This window comes from Oryzomicrobium sp. (assembly GCF_036820405.1).
Lineage (GTDB): Bacteria > Pseudomonadota > Gammaproteobacteria > Burkholderiales > Rhodocyclaceae > Oryzomicrobium.
In genome coordinates this window covers 229,105-252,160 of sequence record NZ_DAISLS010000002.1, presented here as the reverse complement: position 1 = coordinate 252,160, position 23,056 = coordinate 229,105, and the positions used below count along the sequence as shown (strand labels likewise).

18 protein-coding genes are annotated in these 23,056 nt (G+C 65.3%); 15 read left to right on the top strand and 3 right to left on the bottom strand.

The features are described from left to right. Positions 1-5 precede the first annotated feature (5 nt). From murD to V7Z98_RS02575, 10 genes are all read left to right on the top strand, one after another. Entirely contained in the window at positions 6-1,391 is a 1,386-nt protein-coding gene (gene murD, locus V7Z98_RS02620) for a UDP-N-acetylmuramoyl-L-alanine--D-glutamate ligase (RefSeq protein WP_334156879.1), read from the top strand. Between the two features lie 44 nt (positions 1,392-1,435). Further along, a complete protein-coding gene (ftsW, locus tag V7Z98_RS02615; protein WP_334156947.1) occupies positions 1,436-2,548 on the top strand; it encodes a putative lipid II flippase FtsW in 1,113 nt (370 codons plus the stop codon). Next, the gene (gene murG / locus V7Z98_RS02610) at positions 2,545-3,630 is read left to right on the top strand and encodes an undecaprenyldiphospho-muramoylpentapeptide beta-N-acetylglucosaminyltransferase (RefSeq protein WP_293259256.1); all 1,086 of its coding nucleotides are present in this window, start codon (positions 2,545-2,547) and stop codon (positions 3,628-3,630) included. The genes ftsW and murG overlap by 4 nt, the downstream gene beginning before the upstream one ends. Before the next feature lie 13 nt (positions 3,631-3,643). Beyond that, positions 3,644-5,044, top strand: coding sequence for a UDP-N-acetylmuramate--L-alanine ligase (murC, locus tag V7Z98_RS02605; protein WP_334156878.1), 1,401 nt, complete (start codon positions 3,644-3,646; stop codon positions 5,042-5,044). Positions 5,045-5,051: 7 nt separating this feature from the next. Beyond that, positions 5,052-5,972 (top strand): D-alanine--D-alanine ligase, encoded by a 921-nt coding sequence (locus V7Z98_RS02600; protein ID WP_293259262.1) that lies wholly within the window; start codon positions 5,052-5,054, stop codon positions 5,970-5,972. Positions 5,973-5,994: 22 nt separating this feature from the next. Continuing rightward, positions 5,995-6,801 (top strand): cell division protein FtsQ/DivIB, encoded by an 807-nt coding sequence (locus V7Z98_RS02595; RefSeq protein ID WP_334156877.1) that lies wholly within the window; start codon positions 5,995-5,997, stop codon positions 6,799-6,801. After that, a complete protein-coding gene (gene ftsA, locus V7Z98_RS02590; RefSeq protein ID WP_293259268.1) occupies positions 6,798-8,027 on the top strand; it encodes a cell division protein FtsA in 1,230 nt (409 codons plus the stop codon). Before V7Z98_RS02595 ends, ftsA begins: the two co-directional genes overlap by 4 nt. A gap of 127 nt (positions 8,028-8,154) precedes the next feature. Further along, positions 8,155-9,297, top strand: a complete 1,143-nt coding sequence (gene ftsZ / locus V7Z98_RS02585) for a cell division protein FtsZ (protein WP_293259270.1) — start codon at positions 8,155-8,157, stop codon at positions 9,295-9,297. A 161-nt stretch (positions 9,298-9,458) separates the two neighbouring features. Then, positions 9,459-10,385, top strand: a complete 927-nt coding sequence (gene lpxC, locus V7Z98_RS02580; protein ID WP_293259272.1) for a UDP-3-O-acyl-N-acetylglucosamine deacetylase — start codon at positions 9,459-9,461, stop codon at positions 10,383-10,385. Between the two features lie 29 nt (positions 10,386-10,414). Continuing rightward, complete coding sequence (locus tag V7Z98_RS02575) at positions 10,415-10,612, top strand: hypothetical protein (protein ID WP_293259275.1); 198 nt, start codon at positions 10,415-10,417, stop codon at positions 10,610-10,612. A 91-nt stretch (positions 10,613-10,703) separates the two neighbouring features. Here V7Z98_RS02575 and V7Z98_RS02570 read toward each other — a convergent pair whose 3' ends face one another. Continuing rightward, positions 10,704-11,129: a DciA family protein gene (locus V7Z98_RS02570; protein ID WP_293259277.1), complete on the bottom strand. Its 426-nt coding sequence runs from the start codon at positions 11,127-11,129 to the stop codon at positions 10,704-10,706. A gap of 14 nt (positions 11,130-11,143) precedes the next feature. On the opposite strand from V7Z98_RS02570, the gene V7Z98_RS02565 reads away from it, so the two are divergent. From V7Z98_RS02565 to V7Z98_RS02545, 5 genes are all read left to right on the top strand, one after another. Continuing rightward, complete coding sequence (locus tag V7Z98_RS02565; protein ID WP_293259280.1) at positions 11,144-12,097, top strand: M23 family metallopeptidase; 954 nt, start codon at positions 11,144-11,146, stop codon at positions 12,095-12,097. Positions 12,098-12,263: 166 nt separating this feature from the next. Then, a complete protein-coding gene (gene secA / locus V7Z98_RS02560) occupies positions 12,264-14,981 on the top strand; it encodes a preprotein translocase subunit SecA (protein WP_293259283.1) in 2,718 nt (905 codons plus the stop codon). A 63-nt stretch (positions 14,982-15,044) separates the two neighbouring features. After that, positions 15,045-16,295 (top strand): bifunctional glutamate N-acetyltransferase/amino-acid acetyltransferase ArgJ, encoded by a 1,251-nt coding sequence (gene argJ, locus V7Z98_RS02555; RefSeq protein WP_293259286.1) that lies wholly within the window; start codon positions 15,045-15,047, stop codon positions 16,293-16,295. A 296-nt stretch (positions 16,296-16,591) separates the two neighbouring features. Continuing rightward, complete coding sequence (locus tag V7Z98_RS02550; protein ID WP_334156876.1) at positions 16,592-20,287, top strand: ATP-binding protein; 3,696 nt, start codon at positions 16,592-16,594, stop codon at positions 20,285-20,287. Between the two features lie 485 nt (positions 20,288-20,772). Next, positions 20,773-20,988: a hypothetical protein gene (locus V7Z98_RS02545; protein ID WP_334156875.1), complete on the top strand. Its 216-nt coding sequence runs from the start codon at positions 20,773-20,775 to the stop codon at positions 20,986-20,988. Positions 20,989-21,509: 521 nt separating this feature from the next. Here V7Z98_RS02545 and V7Z98_RS02540 read toward each other — a convergent pair. Next, complete coding sequence (locus V7Z98_RS02540) at positions 21,510-22,487, bottom strand: cytochrome-c peroxidase (RefSeq protein ID WP_293259292.1); 978 nt, start codon at positions 22,485-22,487, stop codon at positions 21,510-21,512. A gap of 154 nt (positions 22,488-22,641) precedes the next feature. Next, entirely contained in the window at positions 22,642-23,052 is a 411-nt protein-coding gene (apaG, locus tag V7Z98_RS02535; protein WP_334156874.1) for a Co2+/Mg2+ efflux protein ApaG, read from the bottom strand. Positions 23,053-23,056 lie beyond the last annotated feature (4 nt).

The window sequence follows — 23,056 nt, the reverse complement described above, 5'->3', positions numbered from 1 at the left end:
CGAACATGGAACTCAAGGGTAAAACGGTCGTGGTGGCGGGGCTCGGCGAGTCCGGCCTGGCCATGGCCAAATGGCTGGATCGGCAAGGCGCCCGGGTACGGGTCGCCGACAGCCGTGCCGTGCCGCCCAACCAAGCCGAACTGGCCGCCGCCGTGCCGGCGGCCGAACTCGTTTGCGGTGCCTTCGCTGCCGACACCTTCGCCGGCGCCGACGTGGTGGCCATCTCCCCCGGCGTGCCTCGGGAAACCCTGCCGGCCCTGGCCGTGCCGGTAGTCTCGGAAATCGAACTGTTCGCCTGGGGCCTGCGCGCCCTGGCCCCGGCCACCAAAGTGGTGGCCATCACCGGCAGCAACGGCAAGACCACCACCACGGCGCTGACCGCTCACCTGCTCAACGGCGCCGGCGTCACCGCCCGGGCCGCCGGCAACATCTCGCCCTCGGCCCTGGACGCCCTGATGGACGCCGTGGACCACGGCGACCTGCCCCAGGCCTGGGTGCTGGAGCTGTCCAGCTTCCAGCTGGAGGCCACCCATACCCTGAACGCCGACGCGGCTACGGTGCTGAACGTCTCTGAGGATCACCTGGACCGCTACCAGGGCAGCCTGGCCAACTACGCCGCGGCCAAGGCCCGCGTCTTCAAGGGGGCCAAGGTGGCCGTGCTCAACCGGGACGACGACTGGAGCCTGGCCAATGGCCGCTGCGGCGTGCCCTTTGTCACCTTCGGCCTGGACGCCCCGGGCCGCGCCGGCGACTTCGGCTTGGTGGGCGGAGCCCTGGTGAAGGGTGACAAGGCCCTGGTGCGCCAGGACGAATTCAAGCTGACCGGCGCCCATAACGCCGCCAACGCCCTGGCCGCCATCGCCCTGTGCGAGGCGGTGGGCGTGGCCGCCGAGCGGGTGCTGCCGGCCCTCAAGGCCTTCGCCGGCCTGCCGCACCGGGTCGAGACCGTGGCCGAGGTCGGCGGCGTGACCTACATCGACGATTCCAAGGGCACCAACGTGGGCGCCACCCTGGCCGCCATCGAGGGCCTGGGCCGCAAGGTCGGCATCGTCCTGGGCGGCGACGGCAAAGGTCAGGATTTCACACCCCTGGGTGCCGCCCTGGCCGCCCACGGCCGCGCCGTGGCCCTGATCGGCCGCGACGCTGGGCTGATCGACGCCGCCATCGCCGCGCCCCTGGCCGCCGCCGGGGTGCCCGTGCAGCGCTGCGCCGACCTGCCCGCCGCCGTGCGCTGGCTGGCGGACCGGGCCCAATCCGGCGACGCCGTGCTGCTCTCGCCGGCCTGCGCCAGCTTCGACATGTTCCGCGGCTACGCCCACCGGGCCCAGGTGTTCATCGACGCCGTGGCCGAGCTGGCCGCCGTGGCCAAGGGTCAGGGGGAGGAGCGGTGAGGGCCATCCTCGACAACACCCGCCGCGCGCCCACCGAGGTGGACATGCTGCTGCTCTGGTCCGGCCTGGTCCTGCTGCTGCTCGGCATGGTGATGGTCTATTCGGCCTCCATCGCCACCGCCGAGGGCAGCCGCTTCACCGGCCACCAGCCGGCCTACTTCCTGGTGCGCCACGGCGTCTTCCTCACCGTCGGCATCGTCGCCGCCGTGGTGGCCTTCCAGGTGCCGCTCACCGCCTGGCAGCAGTGGGCGCCCTACCTGTTCATGGCCGGGGTGCTGCTGCTGGTGGTGGTGCTCATCCCCGGCCTGGGCCGGGACGTGAACGGCGCCCGGCGCTGGCTGCCCCTGGGGCCGGTGAACCTGCAGCCGTCCGAGCTGACGAAGCTGTTCGCCGTGCTCTACGCCGCCGACTACACGGTGCGCAAGATGCCCCACATGCGCGACCTGAAGAAGGCCTTCCTGCCCATGGCGGCGGCCATGATCTTCGTCGGCATGCTGCTGCTCAAGGAGCCGGACTTCGGCGCCTTCGTGGTGATCATCTCCATCGCCATGGGCATCCTCTTCCTCGGCGGCCTGCGCGCCCGCCTGTTCGCCGTGCTGATCGTGGTGATGCTGGTGGCCTTCGCCATCCTGATCATCGTCTCGCCCTACCGGCGCGAGCGCATCTTCGGCTTCATGGACCCGTGGACCGACGCCTTCGGCCGCGGCTACCAGTTGTCCCACGCCCTGATCGCCTTCGGCCGCGGCGAGCTGTTCGGCGTCGGCCTGGGGGCCAGCGTCGAGAAGCTCTTCTACCTGCCCGAAGCCCATACCGACTTCCTGCTGGCGGTGATCGCCGAGGAACTGGGCTTTGCCGGCGTGCTGCTGGTGGTGGCCCTGTTCGCGGTGCTGGTGCAGCGCTGCTTCGCCATCGGCCGCCAGTGCGTCACCCTCGACCGCCTCTACCCGGCCCTGGTGGCCATGGGCGTGGGCATCTGGCTGGGGGTGCAGTCCTTCATCAACATGGGGGTGAACATGGGCCTGCTGCCCACCAAGGGTCTGACCCTGCCCCTGATGAGCTTCGGCGGCTCCGGCATCCTCGCCAACTGCATCGCCCTGGCCGTGCTGTTGCGCATCGACTGGGAAAACCGCCAGCTGATGCGGGGAGGAAAGCTGTGAGCACTAGCCCGAAAACCCTCCTGGTGATGGCCGGCGGCACCGGCGGCCACATCTTCCCCGCCCTGGCCGTGGCCAAGGTGCTGCGCAGCCAGGGCTGGCGCGTGGTCTGGCTGGGCAACCCGGACGGCATGGAAGCCCGCCTGGTGCCCGAGCAGGACTTCGAGTGTGTCTGGATCAAGTTCGGCGCCCTGCGCGGCAAGGGCCTGGCCCGTAAGCTGCTGCTGCCGTTCACCCTGCTGTCCGGCTTCTGGCAGGCCCGCCGCGCCCTGAAGCGGATCAAGCCCGACGTGGTGCTGGGCATGGGCGGTTACATCACCTTCCCGGGCGGCATGATGGCCTCCCTGGCCGGTATCCCCCTGATCGTCCACGAGCAGAACGCCGTGGCCGGCCTGGCCAACAAGGTTCTGGCCAAGGTGGCCGACCGCGTCCTCACCGGCTTCCCCGACGTGCTGCCCAAGGGCGAGTGGGTCGGCAACCCGGTGCGCGCCGAGATCGCCGCCGTGGCCGACAAGGCTCCGCCGGCCGCCCGCTACGCCGAGCGCAGTGGCGTGCGCCACATCCTGGTGGTGGGCGGCAGCCTGGGCGCCGCGGCCCTCAACACCGCCGTGCCCCAGGCCCTGGCCCTGATCGCCGAGGAAGAGCGGCCCGAGGTGGTGCACCAGGCTGGCGAAAAGCACATGAAGGCCCTGCGCGAGAACTACGAGGTGGCCGGCGCCAACGGCTTCCTGGTGCCCTTCATCACCGACATGGCCGGTGCCTACGAGTGGGCCGACCTGGTGGTGTGCCGCGCCGGGGCCCTGACCGTGGCCGAACTGGCCGCCGCCGGGGTGGCCAGCGTGCTGGTGCCCTTCCCCCATGCGGTGGACGACCATCAGACCGCCAACGCCCGCCATCTGGCCGACGCCGGCGGCGCCGTGCTGATGCCCCAGGACCAATTGACCCCGGCGGCCCTGGCCGAACTGGCCGCGATCCCCCGGGAACAACTCGCCGAAATGGCCGCCAAGGCCCGGGGCGTGGCCCGCACCGACGCTGCCGAGCGGGTGGCGGCGATCTGCGCCGAAGCGGCGGAAAAGAACGTTTGAGGAATCGACGACCATGAAACACAAGGTCAAACACATCCACTTCGTCGGCATCGGCGGCTCCGGCATGTCCGGCATCGCCGAGGTGCTGGTGAACCTGGGCTTCACCGTGTCCGGCTCGGACCTGGCGGAAAACGCCACCACCGCCCGCCTGGCCGCCGCCGGTGCCCGGGTGCTGCTGGGCCACGACGGCGCCCACGTGGCCGGCGCCGACGCCGTGGTGGTGTCCACCGCGGTCAAGGCCGACAACCCGGAAGTGATCGCCGCCCGCGCCGCCCACATCCCGGTGGTGCCCCGGGCCCAGATGCTGGCCGAGCTGATGCGCCTCAAGCAGGGCATCGCCGTGGCCGGCACCCACGGCAAGACCACCACCACCAGCCTGGTAGCCTCGATCCTGGCCGAGGGCGGCTTCGATCCGACCTTCGTCATCGGCGGCCGACTCAACGCCGCCGGTGCCAATGCCCGGCTCGGCACCGGCGAATTCCTGGTGGCCGAGGCCGACGAGTCGGACGCCTCGTTCCTGTTTTTGACGCCGGTGATGTCGATCGTGACCAACATCGACGCCGACCACATGGAGACCTACGGCCACGACTTCGGCAAGCTCAAGCACGCCTTCATCGACTTCCTCAACCGCCTGCCCTTCTACGGCGTGGCGGTGGTGTGCGTGGACGACCCGAACGTGCGCGAGATACTGCCCTTCGTCTCCAAGCACGTGGTGCGCTACGGCATCGATCCGGAGCATGCCGCCGAGGCCCACTTCCGCGCCGAGAACATCGAGGCCGCCGGTGCCCAGATGAAGTTCGACCTGGTGCGGGTCAACGGCACCACCGTGCGCTATCCGGTGACCCTCAACCTGCCCGGCTTGCACAACGTGCGCAACGCCCTGGCCGCCGCCGCCGTGGCCACCGAGGTCGGCGTGTCGGACGAGGCCATCGCCAAGGGCCTGGCCGAATTCCGCGGCGTCGGCCGGCGCTTCCAGCGTTACGGCGAAGTGGCCCTGGAAAGCGGCGGCAGCTTCACCCTGATCGACGACTACGGCCACCACCCGGTGGAAATGGCCGCGACCCTGGCCGCCGCCCGCGGCGCCTTCCCCGGCCGCCGCCTGGTGCTGGCCTTCCAGCCCCACCGCTACACCCGCACCCGGGACTGCTTCGAGGATTTCGTGAAGGTCCTGTCCACCGTCGATGCCCTGGTGCTGGCCGACGTCTATGCCGCCGGCGAGGCGCCCATCGTCGCCGCCGACGGTCGGGCTTTGGCGCGGGCTCTGCGGGTGGCGGGCAAGGTGGAGCCGGTGTTCGTCGAGGACATGGCCGAGATGCCGGCCACCATCCGCGCCGTGGCTCAGGACGGCGATGTGGTTTTGACGATGGGAGCGGGGTCGATCGGCGCCGTTCCCGCCAAACTTGCAACGGTGTGACGTGGTTATGAACAAGGAATTCGGAAAAGTGGCGGTGCTGTTCGGCGGCACCTCGGCAGAACGGGAAGTTTCCCTGAACAGCGGCTCCCGCGTGCTGGCGGCGCTGCAACGGCAGGGCGTGGACGCCCATCCCTTCGACCCGGCGGAACAGCCCCTGGACGCCCTCAAGGGCTACGACCGGGCGTTCATCGCCCTGCACGGCCGCCACGGCGAGGACGGCACCATCCAGGGCGCCCTGGAACTGATGCACATCCCCTACACCGGCCCGGGCGTGCTGGCCTCCGCCGCGGGCATGGACAAGTGGCGCACCAAGCTGCTCTGGCAGGCCGCGGGCCTGCCGGTGCCGGCCTACCGCATGCTCGACGCCGGCAGCGACTTCGACGCCGTGGCCCGCGAGCTGGGCCTGCCCCTGTTCGTCAAGCCGGCCTGCGAGGGTTCGTCGATCGGCGTGACCAAGGTCAAGACCGCCGCCGAGCTGCGCAGCGCCTACCAGGAGGCCGCCCGCCACGATTCCCTGGTGATCGCCGAGCAGGCGGTGCTGGGCGGCGAATACACCGTGGGCATCCTGGGCAGCGGCGAGGACATGCGCGCCCTGCCCATCGTCAAGATCGAGCCGGCCACCGAGTTCTACGACTACGAGGCCAAGTACCTGCGCGATGACACCGCCTACCGCTGCCCCTGCGGCCTGTCCGCCGAGCAGGAGGCCGCCATCCAGGCCCAGGCCCTGCAGGCCTTCCGGGTGCTGGGCGGGCGCGGCTGGGGCCGGGTGGACTTCCTCATGGACGAGGCCGGCAACCCCTACTTCCTCGAAGCCAACACCTCCCCGGGCATGACCGACCACTCCCTGGTGCCGATGGCGGCCCGGGTGGCCGGCCTCGACTACGAGGCCCTGGTGCTCCAGGTCCTGGCCCTGGCGGCCAACGATTGATCCGACGAAATGGCTCCCGCGCATGTGGCACAAACCGCACCTGCTGAATGTCCTGGCCGACCTGCTGTTCGCAGCGGGAGCGGCGGCCATTCTCGCCGCGGGCGTGCTGGCGGCGGCGCGGCTGCCTCTTTTTCCGCTGCACCAGGTGGTGCTGCTGGAGCGGCTCCAGTCGGTGCGTCCGGACGAGCTGGAAGGCGCCCTGGCCGGGTCCGGGCTGCTGCGCGGCAACTTCTTCAACGTGAACCTGGAAGCGGTGCGCGGCGCCCTGGAAAAACTGCCCTGGGTGCGCAAGGCCGAGGTGCGGCGGCGCTGGCCGGGCAAGCTGGAAGTGCGCCTGGAAGAGCATCAGGCCGCCGCTCGCTGGGGTGCCGAGCCGGGGCAGATGGTCAATACCTACGGCGAGGTCTTCGCCACCGGGGCCACGGCGCCGGTGCCGGGGGAAGAGGGCGAGGCCCGCGGTCTGGCGCTGGCGCGCCTGCCCATGCTCTACGGACCGGCCGGCTCCAGCGCCGAGGTGCTGCGCCGCTACGTGGATACCCAGGCCGCCCTCAAGCCGATCGCGCGACGGCCGGTGGAGCTGACCCTGTCGCCCCGGCTGGCCTGGCACCTCAAGCTGGACGACGGGATGGTGGTGGAACTGGGGCGGGAGCAGGCCAAGGCGCCGGTGGCGGCGCGGTTGGCCCGCTTCGTCACCTACTACCCCGGCACCCTGGCCGTGCGCACGCCGCGGCTGGATGTGGTGGACATGCGGTACCCCAATGGATTTGCGCTGCGGGTGATGGGCACCGGCAACGCTGGAACGAAGCCTGACGGCAAGGAAAAGAAATGAGCAGGGATACCAAGGATCTGGTGGTCGGCCTGGATATCGGCACCTCGAAGATCGTCGCGCTGGTGGCGGAGATCACGCCGGAAGGACGCCTCAACGTCATCGGCATGGGCACCCAGGAGTCGAAGGGGCTCAAGAAGGGCGTGGTGGTCAACATCGAGGAAACCGTGGCCACCATCTCCCGGGTGGTGCAGGAAGTCGAGCTGATGGCCGACTGCAAGGTCAAGGACGTCTACACGGGCATCGCCGGCAGCCACATCAAGAGCTTCAATTCCCACGGCATGGTGGCGATCAAGGACAAGGAAGTCACCCCGATGGATGTGGACCGGGTGATCGAGACCGCCCGCGCCATGCCGATCCCGGCGGACCAGGAAATCCTGCACATCCTCACCCAGGAATTCGTCATCGACGGCCAGGACGGCATCCGCGAGCCCATCGGCATGAGCGGCATGCGCCTCGAAGTGAAGGTGCACATCGTCACCGGCGCCGTGTCCGCCGCCCAGAACATCGTCAAGTGCGTGCGCCGCTGCGGCCTGGAAGTGAACGACCTGGTGCTGCAACCCCTGGCGTCGAGCTACGCCGTGCTGTCCGAGGACGAGAAGGATCTGGGTGTGTGCCTGGTGGACATCGGCGGTGGCACCACCGACATCGCCGTGTGGACCCAGGGCGCCATCCGCCACACCTCGGTGATCCCCATCGCCGGCGACCAGGTGACCAACGACATCGCCATGGCCCTGCGCACCCCGACCCGGGAAGCGGAAGAGATCAAGCGCCAGTACGGCACCGCCCTGTCCGACCTGGCCGATCCGGAAGACGTGTTCGAAGTGGCCGGCATGGACGACCGCCCCTCGCGCAAGCTGTCGCGCCGGGCGCTGGCCGACGTGATCCAGCCGCGCATCGAGGAACTTTTCGACCTGATCCACGCCGAGCTGCGCCGCTCCGGCTTCGAGGACGTGTTGTCCTCGGGAATCGTCATCACCGGTGGCGCCGCCCTGATGCCGGGCATGGTCGAGCTGGGGGAGGAAATCTTCCACATGCCGGTGCGCCTGGGCATCCCCAAGTACGTGGGCAGCCTGGCCGACGTGGTGCAGAGCCCGCGCTTCTCCACCGCCTACGGCCTGCTGCTCGAAGCCCAGACCCAGCACAAGCGGGGCATGAAGGTGCGCGAGACCCGTTCGGTGAAGGACGTGTTCTCGGTGATGAAGGGCTGGTTCGAGAAGAACTTCTAAGGTTTCGCGGCATCCCGGGCGACCTTTGCAGCCCGGGCGCTTCAGGTGTCAGGCAGTACCCGTGTTTTCGGTAGTTCCGTTTTAAGCAGCAAACAATATCAATGAATCTCTTGTAACGGAGGCGAGTATGTTTGAAATCATCGATAAGGAAGTGGGCGGCACCATCATCAAGGTGGTGGGCGTGGGTGGCGCCGGCGGCAACGCCGTCGACCACATGATCCGGGAAGGGGTGCAGGGGGTGGAATTCATCGCCGCCAACACCGACGCCCAGGCGCTCAACCGCAGCGTGGCCGTCCAAAAGCTGCAACTCGGGGCCACCGGCCTTGGCGCCGGCGCCAAGCCGGAAGCCGGCCGCAGCGCCGCCATGGAGCAGCGTGAGCAGATCGCCGAAGCCCTCAAGGGCGCCAACATGGTGTTCATCACCGCCGGCATGGGCGGCGGCACCGGCACCGGCGCCGCCCCGATCGTGGCCGAAGTGGCCCGCGAGCTGGGCATCCTCACCGTGGCCGTGGTGACCAAGCCGTTCGGCTTCGAAGGCAAGCGCATGAAGCTGGCCGAAGCCGGCCTGGCCGAGCTGCAACAGCACGTCGATTCCCTGATCGTCATCCTCAACGACAAGCTGATGGAAGTGCTGGGCGACGACGTGTCCATGGACGAGGCCTTCAAGGCCGCCGACAACGTGCTGCGCAACGCCGTGGGCGGCATCGCCGAGATCATCACCTTCCCCGGCCTGGTGAACGTGGACTTCGAAGACGTGCGCACCGTGATGAGCGAGATGGGCCGCGCCATGATGGGTTCCGCCGTTGCCGCCGGCGTGGACCGCGCCCGCATCGCCGCCGAGCAGGCCGTGGCCAGCCCGCTGCTCGAAGGCATCAACCTGTCCGGCGCCAAGGGCGTGCTGGTCAACATCACCGCTTCCCGCTCCCTGAAGATGAAGGAAGTGAACGAGGTGATGAACACCATCCGCGCCTTCGCCGCCGAGGACGCCCACATCATCTTCGGCGCCGTGTTCGACGAGAACGTGGGCGACGCCCTGCGCGTCACCGTGGTCGCCACCGGCCTCGGCCAGGCGGTCAAGCAGCCCCAGCTGGTGGTGGCTGCCCGTACCGGCACCGACGACGCCCCCATGGCCGCCGGTCCCGACTACGCCAGCCTGGAAGTGCCGGCTGTGTTCCGCACCAACCGCAGCAACGCCAAGGTGGAGGCCATGGTCTCCTCCGGCGTCGATCGCTACGACATCCCGGCCTTCCTGCGCCGGCAGGCTGATTAATCCAGCCTAACGTATCGATACTCGCCTCTTGAAAGGGGGAAGGACGTGCGCGTGCTAAAATGCGTTCTTCCCCCCTTTTTCAACGCGAAAACGAATTTTTGCCTTCCGTTGCCGGCCCGTTGCGGGCCATCGGCGACGCGGAGGTTCGCTTCGGTATAAAAATGCTCAGGCAGCGCACCCTCAAATCGACGATTCGCGCCTCCGGCGTGGGCCTCCATTCCGGCGCCCGGGTCACCATGACCCTGCGCCCGGCCGCCCCCGACACCGGCATCGTCTTCCGTCGCGTGGACCTGCCCGAGCCGGTGGATCTGCCCGCCTCCGCCCTGCTGGTGGGGGATACCCGCATGTGCTCCTGCGTCGAGCGCGACGGGGTCAAGGTCGGCACCGTCGAGCACATCATGTCGGCCATGGCCGGCCTGGGGATCGACAACGCCACCGTGGACCTGGATGCGGCCGAGGTGCCCATCCTCGACGGTTCCTCGGCACCCTTCGTCTTCCTCATCCAGTCGGCGGGGATCGAGGAGCAGCCGGCGGCCAAGAAATTCATCCGCGTGCTGAAACCCATCGAGGTGCGCGACGGCGACAAGTGGGCCCGCTTCGAGCCCTACGACGGCTACCGGCTGTCGTTCTCCATCGTCTTCTCCCACCCGGCCATCGACCGTACCGCCCAGGAAACCACCTTCGACTTCGCCGAGCAGTCCTACGTGCGCGAAGTCTCCCGGGCCCGCACCTTCGGCTTCATGCAGGAGGTCGAGTGGCTGCGCGAGAACGGCCTGGCCCTGGGCGGCGGCCTGGACAACGCGGTGGTGCTGGACGAGTTCCGGGTGCTCAACGCCGACGGGCTGCGTCTGCCGGACGAGTTTGTCAAGCACAAGGTGCTAGACGCCATTGGCGACCTCTACCTGCTCGGCCACCCGCTGCTGGCCTCCTTCACCGCCCACAAGTCCGGGCATGGGGTGAACAACCAGTTGGCCCGGGCCCTGCTGGCCCAGCAGGACGCCTGGGAGTTCGTCACCTTCGAGAAGGAAGGCGAGGCCCCGCCCGCCGTTTCCCGCTGGCTGGAACAGCCGGCCGCCCTGGCCGCCTGAGCCGGGTGCTCTGACTCCGCGCCGCCGCCATGCTCGTCCTGCGGATATTGGCGGTGCTGGTGGTGATCGGCGTGGCCGGCTGCGTGGCCGCCTACTTCTTCACCGCCGACCGGCGCTACCTGACCATCGCGTTCCGCCTGTTCCGCTGGGCCTTGATCGTCGCCCTGTGCTTCTTCGGCCTGTTGCTGCTGGAGAGGGTGGCGGTGATTGCGCCGTTGCTGGTCTGAGGTGCTTGTTGGCCGGAGGCGCGACGCTGCTTCCTGGCTGATCGACCTACTGAAATCGCTGAATCACCACGCCCAGGGTGGGGAACAGCGCTCAGGCGCTACGCTTGAGCAGGGATTCCAGAGCGCGGCGCAGGGGGCTGTCGGCCATGCCGGCGGCCAGTTCGCCGAGGCCCTGGCGGGCGTTGGGGGTGAGCGCCCGGTTCGGGCGGGGGCGGGCTTCCGGGCCTTCCGGGGCGGGTTGCACCCTCACCTGGATGCCGCTACACTCGATCCCCATTCCAAGAAAAACACCGGTCAATGAGGGGCTTAGCTGCTTCAGCTTGACCGCCACGCCGCCGCTGTCGGCGTGGATAACCACCATTCCCTGCTTGTAGTTCGCCACTCGGCTCGCTTGTCCCAGATAGGCTGGTGCCGCCTGTTCATAGGCGGCTTGCAACCGCTTGAGCAGACGAGCGTGGGCCATCATTCGGCCCAGGCCGTCGGGGGCGTCGAAATAAGCGTTGATGAAGTTGGGCATGGGGAGATCAGCGTATGCACATCATTGTAGTCTCAAACCGGTTGGCCACCGCCAAGACCGTCACCCTGACCGGGCGACACCTGCTGTTGGCGGGCCTGGCGCTGCTGGGTGGCGTCCTGCTGGTGGGCCTGATCCTCGCCTACCTGTCGCTGCACTTCCGGCTGCCCGTGGCCGAGCAGATGCTGACGGCGGTCCGTGAACATGAAGCGCAAAAGCGCGAGGCCTTCCTGCGCGACAACGTCAATGCCATGGCTCTGCGCCTGGGGCAACTCCAGGCCCAGGTGCTGCGCTTAGATTCCATGAGCGAGCGCCTGATGGGCCTGGCCGGGGTGAAGTCCGGCGAGAAGGTGGGCCAGGGCGGGGCGGCCCTGAAGCCCCTGGACGCCCTGTCCGCCGGCGGACAGGGCGGGCCCCTGGTGCTGGCCCGGCCGGCCATGTCCCTGGGCGACCTGCACCAGGAGCTGGACCGCTTCTCCGAACGCCTGGACGTGCAGAGCGAACAGTTTTCCCTGCTCGAATCCGAGCTGCTCGCCCGTTGGGCGGAAAAGAGCCGGCTGCCCACGGTGCTGCCGGTCAATTCCCAGTGGAACGCCTCCACCTTCGGCTGGCGCATCGATCCCTTCACCGGCGCCCGGGCCCTTCACGAAGGGGTGGATTTCGTCGCCGGCGTGGGCACCGAGATCGTTGCCGCCGCCGGCGGGGTGGTGATCGCCGCCGAACTCCATCCCCAGTACGGCAACATGGTCGAGATCGACCACGGCAACGGCCTGACCACCCGCTACGCTCACTGCTCCAAGCTGGTGGTGCGCGAAGGTCAGGTGGTCAAGCCGGGCGAGCGCATCGCCGAGGTAGGCACCACCGGCCGCTCCACCGGCCCCCACCTGCACTTCGAGGTGCGCATGAACGGCGTGGCGCAGAACCCCAACCGCTTCCTGGAGCGGGCCCTGCCGCGCCTGGCGCAGCGCTGATCCTCTCAGAGGCTGGCCCCGCCCCGCCTCGGCCTTCCGCTTTCCCCAGGCGGCTCGTCCCCGCCGCCTTCTGGTACCGCCCCGGGCTCGCCCCGTCGGGGCGGTCATTCCCCCATGCTAGAATCCCGCCTTTCGCGATTTGCGTGAGTTCAGGGTCCTTCCCGACATGATTTCCGGCCTTCTCAAAAAGCTTTTCGGCAGCCGCAACGACCGGCTGATCAAGCAATACACCCAGACCGTCCGCCGCATCAACGAGCTGGAAACGGGCATCGCCGCCCTGAGCGACGAGGCCCTGACCGCCAAGACGGCCGAGTTCAAGCAGCGCCACGCCCAGGGCGAATCCCTGGACGCCCTGCTGCCGGAAGCCTTCGCCGTGGTCCGGGAGGCCGGCAAACGGGTCATGGGCATGCGCCACTACGACGTGCAGATGATCGGCGGCATGGCCCTGCACTACGGCAAGATCGCCGAAATGCGCACCGGCGAGGGCAAGACCCTGATGGCCACCCTGCCGTCCTATCTCAACGCCATCACCGGCAAGGGCGTGCACATCATCACGGTGAACGACTACCTGGCCAGCCGCGACGCTGAGTGGATGGGCCGCCTGCACCGCTTCCTGGGCCTCACCGTGGGCGTGAACCTGTCCCAGATGGACCACGACTCCAAGCAGGCCGCCTACGCCGCCGACATCACCTACGGCACCAACAACGAGTTCGGCTTCGACTACCTGCGCGACAACATGGTCTACGACGAGGACGACCGGGTGCAGCGCGGCCTGCACTTCGCCATCGTGGACGAAGTGGACTCGATCCTCATCGACGAGGCCCGTACCCCGCTGATCATCTCCGGCCAGGCCGACGACCACACCGACCTCTACCTCAAGCTCAACCAGGTGGCGCCCCGCCTGACGCGCATGGAGACCGAGGACGGCGAGGGGGACTATTGGGTGGACGAGAAGGGCCACCAGGTGCACCTGTCCGACGCCGGCCACGAGCACGCCGAGCAGCTGTTGGTGGAAATCGGCCTGCTCGCCGACGGCCGCAGCCTGTACGACGCCGGCAACATCACCCTGATGCACCATCTGAACGCCGCCCTGCGCGCCCACAATCTGTTCCACCGGGATCAGCACTACGTGGTCAGCCCCCAGGGCGAGATCGTCATCGTGGACGAATTCACCGGCCGCCTGATGGCCGGCCGCCGCTGGTCCGACGGCCTGCACCAGGCGGTGGAGGCCAAGGAAGGCGTATCGATCCAGCCCGAGAACCAGACCCTGGCCTCGGTGACCTTCCAGAACTACTTCCGCATGTACGAAAAGCTCGGCGGCATGACCGGTACCGCCGACACCGAAGCCTACGAATTCCACCAGATCTACGGTCTGGAAACCGTGGTCATCCCGCCCAACAGGCCGGTGGTGCGCCAGGACCTGAACGACCAGGTGTTCCGCACCGCCGACGAGAAGCACGCCGCCATCGTCGCCGACATCCGCGAGCAGTACGGCAAGGGCCGGCCGGTGCTGGTGGGCACCACCTCGATCGAGAACTCCGAGCTGCTCTCGGCCCTGCTCGACAAGGAAAAGCTGCCCCACCAGGTGCTCAACGCCAAGCAGCACGCCCGCGAGGCCGAGATCGTGGCCGAAGCCGGCCGCCCGGGCATGATCACCATCGCCACCAACATGGCCGGCCGCGGCACCGACATCGTGCTCGGCGGCGCCATCGACAAGAAGGTGGACGCCATCCGCGAGGACGAGGCCCTGTCCGCCGAGGAAAAGGCCGAGCGCATCGCCGCCCTCAAGGCCGAGTGGAAGCCCCTGCACGAGCAGGTGGTGGCCGCCGGCGGCCTGCACATCATCGGCTCCGAGCGCCACGAATCCCGCCGCATCGACAACCAGCTGCGCGGCCGCGCCGGCCGCCAGGGCGACCCGGGCTCGTCCCGCTTCTACCTGTGCCTGGACGACCCCCTGCTGCGCATCTTCGCCGGCGACCGCCTCAAGGCGATCATGGAGCGGCTGAAGATGCCCGAGGGCGAGGCCATCGAGCACCCCCTGGTGACCCGCTCCCTGGAGTCGGCCCAGCGCAAGGTCGAGGCCCGCAACTTCGACATCCGCAAGCAGCTGCTCGAATACGACGACGTGGCCAACGACCAGCGCAAGGTGATCTACGCCCAGCGCAACGAGCTGCTCGAAAGCGCCGACATCTCCGAGACCATCACCGCCATGCGCCACGGCGTGGTGGAAGAACTGTTCCGCGCCCACGTGCCGGAAGAGTCGGTGGAAGAGCAGTGGGACATTCCGGGCCTGGAACGGACCCTGGCCGCCGAACTGCTGCTGGAAGCCCCGGTGGGCGAATGGCTGAAGAGCGAGCCCCAGTTGCAGGAGAACGACCTGCTGCACCGCCTGGTGGAAACCGCCGACGCCGCCTACGCCGCCAAGATCGCCCTGGTGAGCGACGACGCCTTCCATCAGTTCGAGCGCAACGTCATGCTGCAACGCCTCGACGAGCGCTGGCGCGAGCACCTGGCGGCCCTGGATCACCTGCGCCAGGGCATCCACCTGCGCGGTTACGCCCAGAAGAACCCCAAGCAGGAGTACAAGCGCGAGTCCTTCGAGCTGTTCGAGCAACTGCTCAACGCGGTGCGCAACGAGGTCACCCGCCTGCTCATGACCGTGCAGATCCGTTCCGCCGAGGAAGTGGCCGAGACGGCGCCCCACGCCGACGTGGAGAATGTCCAATACCACCACGCCGACTACGACGAAGCCCTGTCCAGCGCCGACGGTGCCGAAACCGAACTGACGCCCCTGCCGGCCGGTGCCGACAAGGTCGGTCGCAACGATCCCTGCCCCTGCGGCAGCGGCAAGAAGTATAAGCACTGCCACGGCAAACTCAACTGACGACCGTGCGGCCGGGCCGGGGATGACCCCGCGCCCGGCCGGTTTTCTTTCCAGGTACCCGCCATGCCCGTCAATTACGCCACCCCCGCTCCCGCAGCCCTGTTTCCCGTCGCCGGCGTCCGCCTCGGCGTTGCCGAGGCCGGCATTCGCAAGGCCAACCGCCGCGACCTGACGGTGATCGCCCTGGACGAGGGCAGCACCGTGGCCGGCGTGTTCACCGCCAACCGCTTCTGCGCCGCGCCGGTGCAGGTGTGCCGCAGCCACCTGGCGGCGGCCCGGGACGGCGCTGCGGGCATCCGCGCCCTGGTGGTCAACACCGGCATCGCCAACGCCGGCACCGGCGCCCCGGGGCTGGCCACGGCCAACGCCACCTGTGCCGCCCTGGCCGAAATGCTGGGTCTGGCGGCGGGCCAGGTGCTGCCGTTCTCCACCGGGGTGATCCTTGAGCCCCTGCCGGTGGATCGCCTGGTGGCCGGCTTGCCGGCGGCCATTGCCGATCTCAAGGCCGACAACTGGCACGCCGCCGCCCACGGCATCATGACCACCGACACGGTGGCCAAGGCCGCCTCGCGCCGCGTGGTGGTGGGCGGCAAGACCGTGACCCTGACCGGCATCTCCAAGGGCGCCGGCATGATCCGCCCGAACATGGCCACCATGCTCGGCTTCCTCGCCACCGACGCCGGCATCGCCCAGGACCTGCTGGAGGCGGTGACCAAGGAGGCGGCGGACCAGTCGTTCAACTGCATCACCGTGGACGGCGACACTTCCACCAACGATTCCTTCGTCGTGGCCGCCACCGGCCAGGCCGGCGTGGCTTTTGCCCGCGGCGACGAGCCGGGTTGGGCCGAAGTGCGCGCCGCCCTGATCGAAGTGGCCCGGGAACTGGCCCAGGCCATCGTGCGCGACGGCGAGGGCGCCACCAAGTTCATGGCCATCGCCGTGGAAGGGGGCAAAACCCGGGAGGAATGCCGCCAGGTGGCCTACGCCGTTGCCCATTCTCCCTTGGTCAAGACCGCCTTCTTCGCGTCCGACCCCAACCTGGGCCGCATCCTGGCGGCGGTGGGCTACGCCGGCATCGCCGACCTGGACGTGGACGGCATCCGCGTCTGGCTGGCGGCCGGCGACGACGCCGTGCTGGTGGCCGAGAACGGCGGCCGCGCCGCGGCCTACCGGGAAGAGGATGGCGCCCGCATCATGCAGTCCGCCGAGATCACCGTGCGCATCGACCTGGGCCGGGGCAGCGCCGCCGGCACCGTGTGGACCTGCGACTTCTCCTACGACTACGTGAAGATCAACGCCGACTACCGCAGCTAGTAAAGTTCAGAATCCGGTGTTGTCCGATGAGATCCAGAAAGCCCGCGAAATGCGGGCTTTTTTATACGCTACTGTCCGGTAATGTCCATTGACATCCAACTAAAAAGCGGGTGAAAAAGCGTGTACCGAAACCAATTTTGGTTCTGTAAAAAGCGGGTATTGCCTGAGAGCCCGCGACAGAGCGAAATCTCGTCACCAGCACCGTCATCTCAGCCCGTTTCACATCTGGCAATGCCTTGTGTAAGATGCCTACGGTCTATTCGAGATTCCACGGCGCTACTTCTCAAGGTGACGTAATGAATGAACAACAATTGTTGTCACTGCTCCAACAATCCGAGTCGAACGTTCTGGATTTCAAGCGGGATCCTTACGATCTTTCGGCATCCGATCCTGATGAGAAGAAAAAGAACAGAACAGCATTCGTTAAAGACATTATCTCTTTTGCAAACACGCCACGAGAGTGCAGCGCGTTTATCGTTATCGGCGTAAAGCGACATGCCGACGGGACGGTTGAGAAGAAGGGGGTGGTACAGCACGTCGATGACAATATCTTTCAGCAGCAACTGGACGACTGGGTGTATCCGCATCCAAAGTTTGCCTATCACGAGATCACGCACGATTCAAAGCAGTTTGGAGTAATTGAGATCTACAACGATCACTTCGCTAGTGGTCCGTTCTATCCCACAGTCAAGAGTAAAGGGGGGGAGGCACTCAGGCCTAACGTCCTTTACACCCGACGTGGCTCGAAGAATTCTGAAGCAAATCCCGATGAAGTTAAGAACATTGTTGGTTGGTTCATCGGGGCCCAAGTTGCCAAACCAGCACTTCAATCGGACGAGCCGCAATGGCCGCGATTTTCCGAGGTCACATGCTTGGGGGAAAAGGGAATTCGCTATGTTTTGTTCTTGGGGCTCAAGGAAATTCCGTCCCCCGAATATGCGAAGGCTCTAGCGGGATTGGACTGGGGATTTGTCGCAGATTTTGATCCAAACAGTGTTGGGTCGGGGGTGCTCAATGCGGTTAGGCCCATATTGGAAAAGAGACGCCCCGTTCACGCTGTAACGAATGGTGATACACCTGGAGGTGCGTATTCCAAAAGCACACTTTGGTACCTTGCTAGAGGAATTACGGGCCGGGCGAGTTCGTTGGTGGGGCCGAAATGGCAAGAATGGCTGAAGAAATGCGCAGCGGATTTTCGAACTAGGTTACTGGCTTACGCTGCAGCGAGTTCGGAACCAGTCGTTGCAATTGCGTTATGGAATGATCTCAGCTCTGAACAGCATCTACGTCGCTGTTTCGAATCGTCGACGGAAGCTTTCGGTGATGCAGTTACGGCTATCCTCGTGACCGATGAGAACGACGCCTTAAGGCGGACGGCGGAAGATTGCGGTGCTGAAATGTTTTCCTTCGAGCCTCGCCATTTCCTTGATGGCCTATCATCGTTTGCCACATCGCAATTGCAAGGCTCCGATCATGCAATATTTCTTCCGGGGATAGGAGGGGTGCAGAAGCATATTGAGCCGAAGGATGTTGCGTGGCTCGAAGAAGACCTAGAACTTATCCATCCTACCGTCGGGCAGAAGCCGGAGCGACTCGGTCCACTTGGATTCGAATTTCTGAGGGGCCGTGCAATCGCATGGTTCGAATTGGGGGTTGCTTGCGATATTGAACGCGAGAAGACAAGGGAAGTGCAAAATGCCGTCCAGACCGATTTAACGGCCAGACTTTCGTCTCGCATCAACCTTTTTCATAAGCCGGGCGCGGGTGGAACGACTATCGCTAAACGGATAGCATGGACTCTCCGTTCTGATTTTCCGTGCGTCGCATTGACGAGATGCGAACCGAAGGAAACAGTCGAGCGCATTGCCTGGATCTATCAGCGGACCGAAAAGCCCGTTTTGATAATTCGAGAAGGCAGTATTGTCGACGATGCTAGTGCAGCCGACTTGGCTCGACAGCTCACAGCGCGGCGCACTCCCTCCGTCATCCTTCAGGTTCTCCGTCGGCATAACCTTCCGAAACAAGGAAATCGTTCGTTCACGTTGCCATCGTCCGTCAGCCGCTCGGAGCTGCCAAGGTTTATAGAGGTTTTGGCAAGTGAAGTTCCGAATCAGCGTCAAAAGCTGGAGGGGCTCGCACGCGGGCCGGCGGAAAATCAGACGCCATTTGTTTTTTGCCTTACTGCGTTTCAGCAGGATTTCATGGGCATTACTCCATTTGTTGCGAACCACCTTCGTGAAGTCTCTCCGGCGCAACGACAAATCCTGCTCATATTGGCTTTAGTACACAAGTATGGGCACCAGTCCGTTTCGGAGCAGCATTTTGCCGATCTATTGGGCGTGCCGCAATCTCGTCCCGTTAATCTCGATCATGTCTTGTGTCCTGCGGCTAAGGGCCTTGTGGTCGGTTCAGGGAAAAGCCAATGGCGCACCGCGCATGAGTTGATCGCGACAGAAATTATTATTCAGACACTGTCTGCTGATATGCACGACACTCGAAACTGGAGGTCGCATTTAGCAGATGCCGCTATTTCGTTGGCGGATTTTTGTAATCCATCTCGACCGGTGCAGCCCGAAGAGCTCAGTGCGATTTCGGACCGAGTCTTCCTGTTCCGTGATGACTCTGATCTCTTGGGGACTGTCAGTTCAGGGGGGCGATTGTTCTCTTCTTTGGTGAGCGATCTCCCGTCGTCTGAATCAAGGCTTCGATTATTTAAGCACCTAACTGACCTTTTTCCAGGGAAGCCCCATTACTGGGCACATCTGGGGCGGTTCTATTCGGTTGAGTTACAGCGTTTCGACGATGCGCTAGATGCAATTGAGAGGGCAATCGAACTCGATCAAAGCGATTATTTGCTCCACCATATGAAAGGTATGGTGCTAAGAAATTCCTTGTTCACGCAGGTTGCTGCGAACGCAAGCCTCGACACGATCATTGACCTCGGAAAGAAAGCATCCACCAGTTTCGAAGTCAGTAGAGAAATGGCTCCAGATGATGAGTACGGATACATCAGCGAGGCTCAGTTGCTCATACGGGTGCTTGAATATGCTGCAAGCGTTAAAAAGAAGTCAGCTATCCAGGCTTCGGCCGAATCAACTGATAGCTGGCTACGCGAAGCGTTTCAGCGGGTCGAAAATGTGTTAGCCGGCGCGCGACAACTTCGACGCGGCGAACGACCGAGTGACTATGAGGAACGCTGTCGCGCTGAGTTGGATGTGCTTTATGGCGCGCACGATGATGCTTTACAGCGCTGGCAGAACCTGCTTGATAGACGGGATCGATCTGGTGCGTCGCAAGTTTTCGCTCCACCGATTCGGCGTCAAATTGTTTGGACTTACTTGGCCAGAACTGGGCGCCATTGGGGGAAACTTTCATCCAAGGACCTACGAAGGAGCCTCAATCTCCTTGAACAGAACATCACCGAGGAACCCGGGGATGATAGCTCTACTAGGCTTTGGCTTCAGGGCGCCCGTTACTTGAAGCCAGCACCGTCCTTGGATGCTGCGATAGAAAAGATTGCGTACTGGAAAGCTAATGCCAACAGCATAGACGCCTGCTACTACTTGTACGTCTTGTATGCGACCCAAGGTCTGGCAGGTCTTTCGTTGGCTGCAGAGCGCTCCCAGCGGGAGTTAGAGGAAACACGGGCCCGAGCGCGCTACAGGCGGGACCGCTCTTTCAGTTTCGAGTGGCTGGGAAATGGATGCGACCTAGACAAACTGGTCCACCATAATGAACTCGGGGCGTGGTCTGAACAAAGAGATTTTTGGGAGCTCGATGACAAGTTGAGCAGAGTACAAGGAGTTGTCACATCCATATTGGGGCCACAGTCCGGCGAAATTGAGCTCAATGGCGGCTTGAAGGCGTTCTTCGTTCCCGGGTCATGTGGAATTACGAAAGCTCGTGATGAAAACGTGTTCGTGACATGCTTCGTGGGCTTCAGCTATGACGGGCTTCGAGCGTGGTCTGTCCAGCGAGTTGACGCGACATAAGCAAGACCAGTCGGGACAGCCCTAACTATTCTTGTGATCCATTCTGACGATAGCTTGCGTAGCGGAGCCTCACCCCAGCCATAGTTGAGAGAGGGACATCGCGCCATCATGCTGAGTAAAGGACGCTTGTCCTTGCGAAAATAATGGCTAAAAACTGGTGTTGGGGACGCGATGGGCAAGTTGGGGCTGATTGGACCTGGGAGCCTTGCCGGTAGAATGAACCCTGCAAAAATTAAAGTGGGTATAAAGCTGGTATGAAGAAAAATATAAAAGGCATCTCCCCTGTGTTCTGTGGTGTTCAGACCATTAACGCCGATTACCGCAGCGCTGCAGCTCTCGGGCCTTGGGCCCGAAGAACCCGGCTTCCGGAAAAGCCCGCCGCATTTGCGCGCGGGCTTTTTCATTGGCGACCGCGCTGACCTCCGGCAGGAAGGCGGCGGGCGAAAGGGCGGATAATGGGCGTTTATCTTGCGGAAGCGACAGCCATGAGCGATCACCAGGACCCGGCCGCGGCCAAGCGGGCGGCGGAACAGGCGGCAGTGCGGGCAGCGGCGCAGTCGGAACGGCGCGGCACCCTGATCTTCGGGGCGATCGCCTGCGCCGTGATCGTGGCCCTGATCGCCGGGCTGATGGCGGTGGAAATCTACGGCGAGCGCATGGACGAGGGGCGCATCCCACCCGCCAACGCGGCGGATCGTTGAGTCCACCGAGGCACCCCGGCGATGGCGGCGGCCGCTGGGCAAACCTCCGTGCCTTGCCATGGCCCCGGTCCGACAGGTGGCGCTACTCCGGCCCTGGCTTTACGGCGGCTAGACTCTCTTTTGCCATCGTCAACGGCGATGGCACTTTTTGATGCACCGCCAAACCCCACGCCAGTCGTGGGGTTTCAGCAGGGGCTAAAAACAGCCATCGCGGTTGACGATGGCTTGGCGGGCGGAGAGCCGGGGTTGGGCCTGAAATATCCGGGCGATACTCCGTGCCAGAGGGCGCGTTGGTCGGGCTGGGCCGGTTTCTAGCCTTGCACAGCACCGGGGCGGGCCATCGCGCCAATCCCACGCAATCGAGCAGATCCCCGCTTTTACTACGAACGCCGCACCTGCGCACCCTGCGCCCGGAAAAGTCCGCTTCCCTTGGCCGCGCCCGGGGTGGGCGGCTGGAGTAGGCGTGCCCAACGAAAACGGGGGCTTGCGCCCCCGTTCGTGGTTGCTGCGGGCCTGGCGGCTTACGGCAGGGCCGGGATGGTGAACTTGGGCATCTCGCCGGTCAGGCCGTGCAGAAAGGCCACCAGGTCGTCCACCTCATCCTTGCTCAGGTCGGTCTTGAGCATTTCCTTGCCCATGATCTTCACCGCCTCGTCGAGCTTCCACACCGAGCCGTTGTTGAAGTACGGGTAGGTCAGGGCCACGTTGCGCAGGGTCTGGGTGCGGAAGGCGTGCTTGTCGCTCTCCTTCTTGGTCACCGTGTAGCGTCCTTCGTCGGTGGAGCCCGGCACCTTGATGGCGTAGAAGTTGCCGTCGGTGAAGTTGGGGCCGTTGTGGCAGCCGACGCAGCCCTTTTCGACGAAGGCCTTCATGCCCTTCTTCTGCTGGGTGCTGATCGCCGATTCATCCCCGGCCAGGTAGCGGTCGAAGGGGGAGTTCGGCGTGATCAGGGTGCGCTCGAAGGCAGCGATGGCCTTGGCCAGGTTGTCCGGATTGACCGGGTCCTTGCCGCCGAACACGTCGGCGAAGCGCTTCTGGTACTCGGGGAAGCCCTTCAGCACGGCGATCGCCTTGTCCAGGGTGATGTTGTGCTCGATGTTGGCCTGGAGGGGGCCCAGGGCCTGGGCTTCCAGGGTGGGGGCGCGGCCGTCCCAGAACTGGGAGGTGAGGAAGGCGGCGTTCAGGGTGGTAGGCGAGTTGCGCGGCCCGCGGGCGGCGCCGTGGCCGATGGCCCGGGGGATGCGGTCGGTGAAGCCTAGGGCCGGGTTGTGGCAGGTGGCGCAGGCGATGGTGCCGTCGCCGGACAGGCGGGCGTCGAAGTAGAGCATCTTGCCCAGCTCGACCTTGGCCTCGGTCTGGGGGTTGTCCGCCGGAATCGGGGCGATGGCCGGCAGGGGCTTGAACAGTTCCTTGAACTTGCCGTAGGGGTCGGCGGCCTGGCTGGCACCGGCGACGAGGAGCCCCGCGACGAGGAGGGGCAATGCGACTCTCTTTTTCATGACATCTCCCTTGCTGGTTGAAAAACCTTGTTATCAGAAGGGGATTGTCCGTTTCACGTCAGGATCAATGTTGATTTAAATCAATGGCTTGCAATAGGCATGCCCTATGGCTGCGATAGGGCGTGCCTATTCATGACGGGGAAAAAAGGCCGGCTCAGTGCAGCACCCGGGGGGCGGCCAGGGTGAATTCCGGGATGTCGGCGTCGAAGGCGGTGCCGTCGTCGGCTTCCATGCGGTAGGTGCCGCGCATGGTGCCCACCGGGGTGGGCAGGGAGCAGCCGCTGGTGTATTCGAAGCGCTCGCCGGGACGTAGCAGGGGCTGCTGGCCGATTACGCCGATGCCGCGCACTTCCTGGACCTCGTTCCGGGCGTCGGTGATGATCCAGTGGCGCGACACCAGCTTGGCAGCGACGCGACCGACGTTCTCGATGGTGATGGTGTAGGCGAAGATGTAGCGTCCGGCGTCGCTGTCGGACTGCTCGGGGATGAACTGGGGGACGGCGCTGACGCGGACGGCGTAGTCGTCCCGGGACTGCTCGGGGTCGGGGCTGGTGATGGTGGCCATGGCG

Coding starts and splice junctions, on each gene's coding strand:
- murD (WP_334156879.1), top strand. CDS start 6: ATGGAACTCAAGGGTAAAACGGTCGTGGTGGCGGGGCTCGGCGAGTCC.
- ftsW (WP_334156947.1), top strand. CDS start 1,436: ATGCTGCTGCTCTGGTCCGGCCTGGTCCTGCTGCTGCTCGGCATGGTG.
- murC (WP_334156878.1), top strand. CDS start 3,644: ATGAAACACAAGGTCAAACACATCCACTTCGTCGGCATCGGCGGCTCC.
- V7Z98_RS02600 (WP_293259262.1), top strand. CDS start 5,052: ATGAACAAGGAATTCGGAAAAGTGGCGGTGCTGTTCGGCGGCACCTCG.
- V7Z98_RS02595 (WP_334156877.1), top strand. CDS start 5,995: ATGTGGCACAAACCGCACCTGCTGAATGTCCTGGCCGACCTGCTGTTC.
- ftsA (WP_293259268.1), top strand. CDS start 6,798: ATGAGCAGGGATACCAAGGATCTGGTGGTCGGCCTGGATATCGGCACC.
- ftsZ (WP_293259270.1), top strand. CDS start 8,155: ATGTTTGAAATCATCGATAAGGAAGTGGGCGGCACCATCATCAAGGTG.
- lpxC (WP_293259272.1), top strand. CDS start 9,459: ATGCTCAGGCAGCGCACCCTCAAATCGACGATTCGCGCCTCCGGCGTG.
- V7Z98_RS02575 (WP_293259275.1), top strand. CDS start 10,415: ATGCTCGTCCTGCGGATATTGGCGGTGCTGGTGGTGATCGGCGTGGCC.
- V7Z98_RS02570 (WP_293259277.1), bottom strand. CDS start 11,129: ATGCCCAACTTCATCAACGCTTATTTCGACGCCCCCGACGGCCTGGGC.
- V7Z98_RS02565 (WP_293259280.1), top strand. CDS start 11,144: ATGCACATCATTGTAGTCTCAAACCGGTTGGCCACCGCCAAGACCGTC.
- secA (WP_293259283.1), top strand. CDS start 12,264: ATGATTTCCGGCCTTCTCAAAAAGCTTTTCGGCAGCCGCAACGACCGG.
- argJ (WP_293259286.1), top strand. CDS start 15,045: ATGCCCGTCAATTACGCCACCCCCGCTCCCGCAGCCCTGTTTCCCGTC.
- V7Z98_RS02550 (WP_334156876.1), top strand. CDS start 16,592: ATGAATGAACAACAATTGTTGTCACTGCTCCAACAATCCGAGTCGAAC.
- V7Z98_RS02545 (WP_334156875.1), top strand. CDS start 20,773: ATGAGCGATCACCAGGACCCGGCCGCGGCCAAGCGGGCGGCGGAACAG.
- V7Z98_RS02540 (WP_293259292.1), bottom strand. CDS start 22,487: ATGAAAAAGAGAGTCGCATTGCCCCTCCTCGTCGCGGGGCTCCTCGTC.
- apaG (WP_334156874.1), bottom strand. CDS start 23,052: ATGGCCACCATCACCAGCCCCGACCCCGAGCAGTCCCGGGACGACTAC.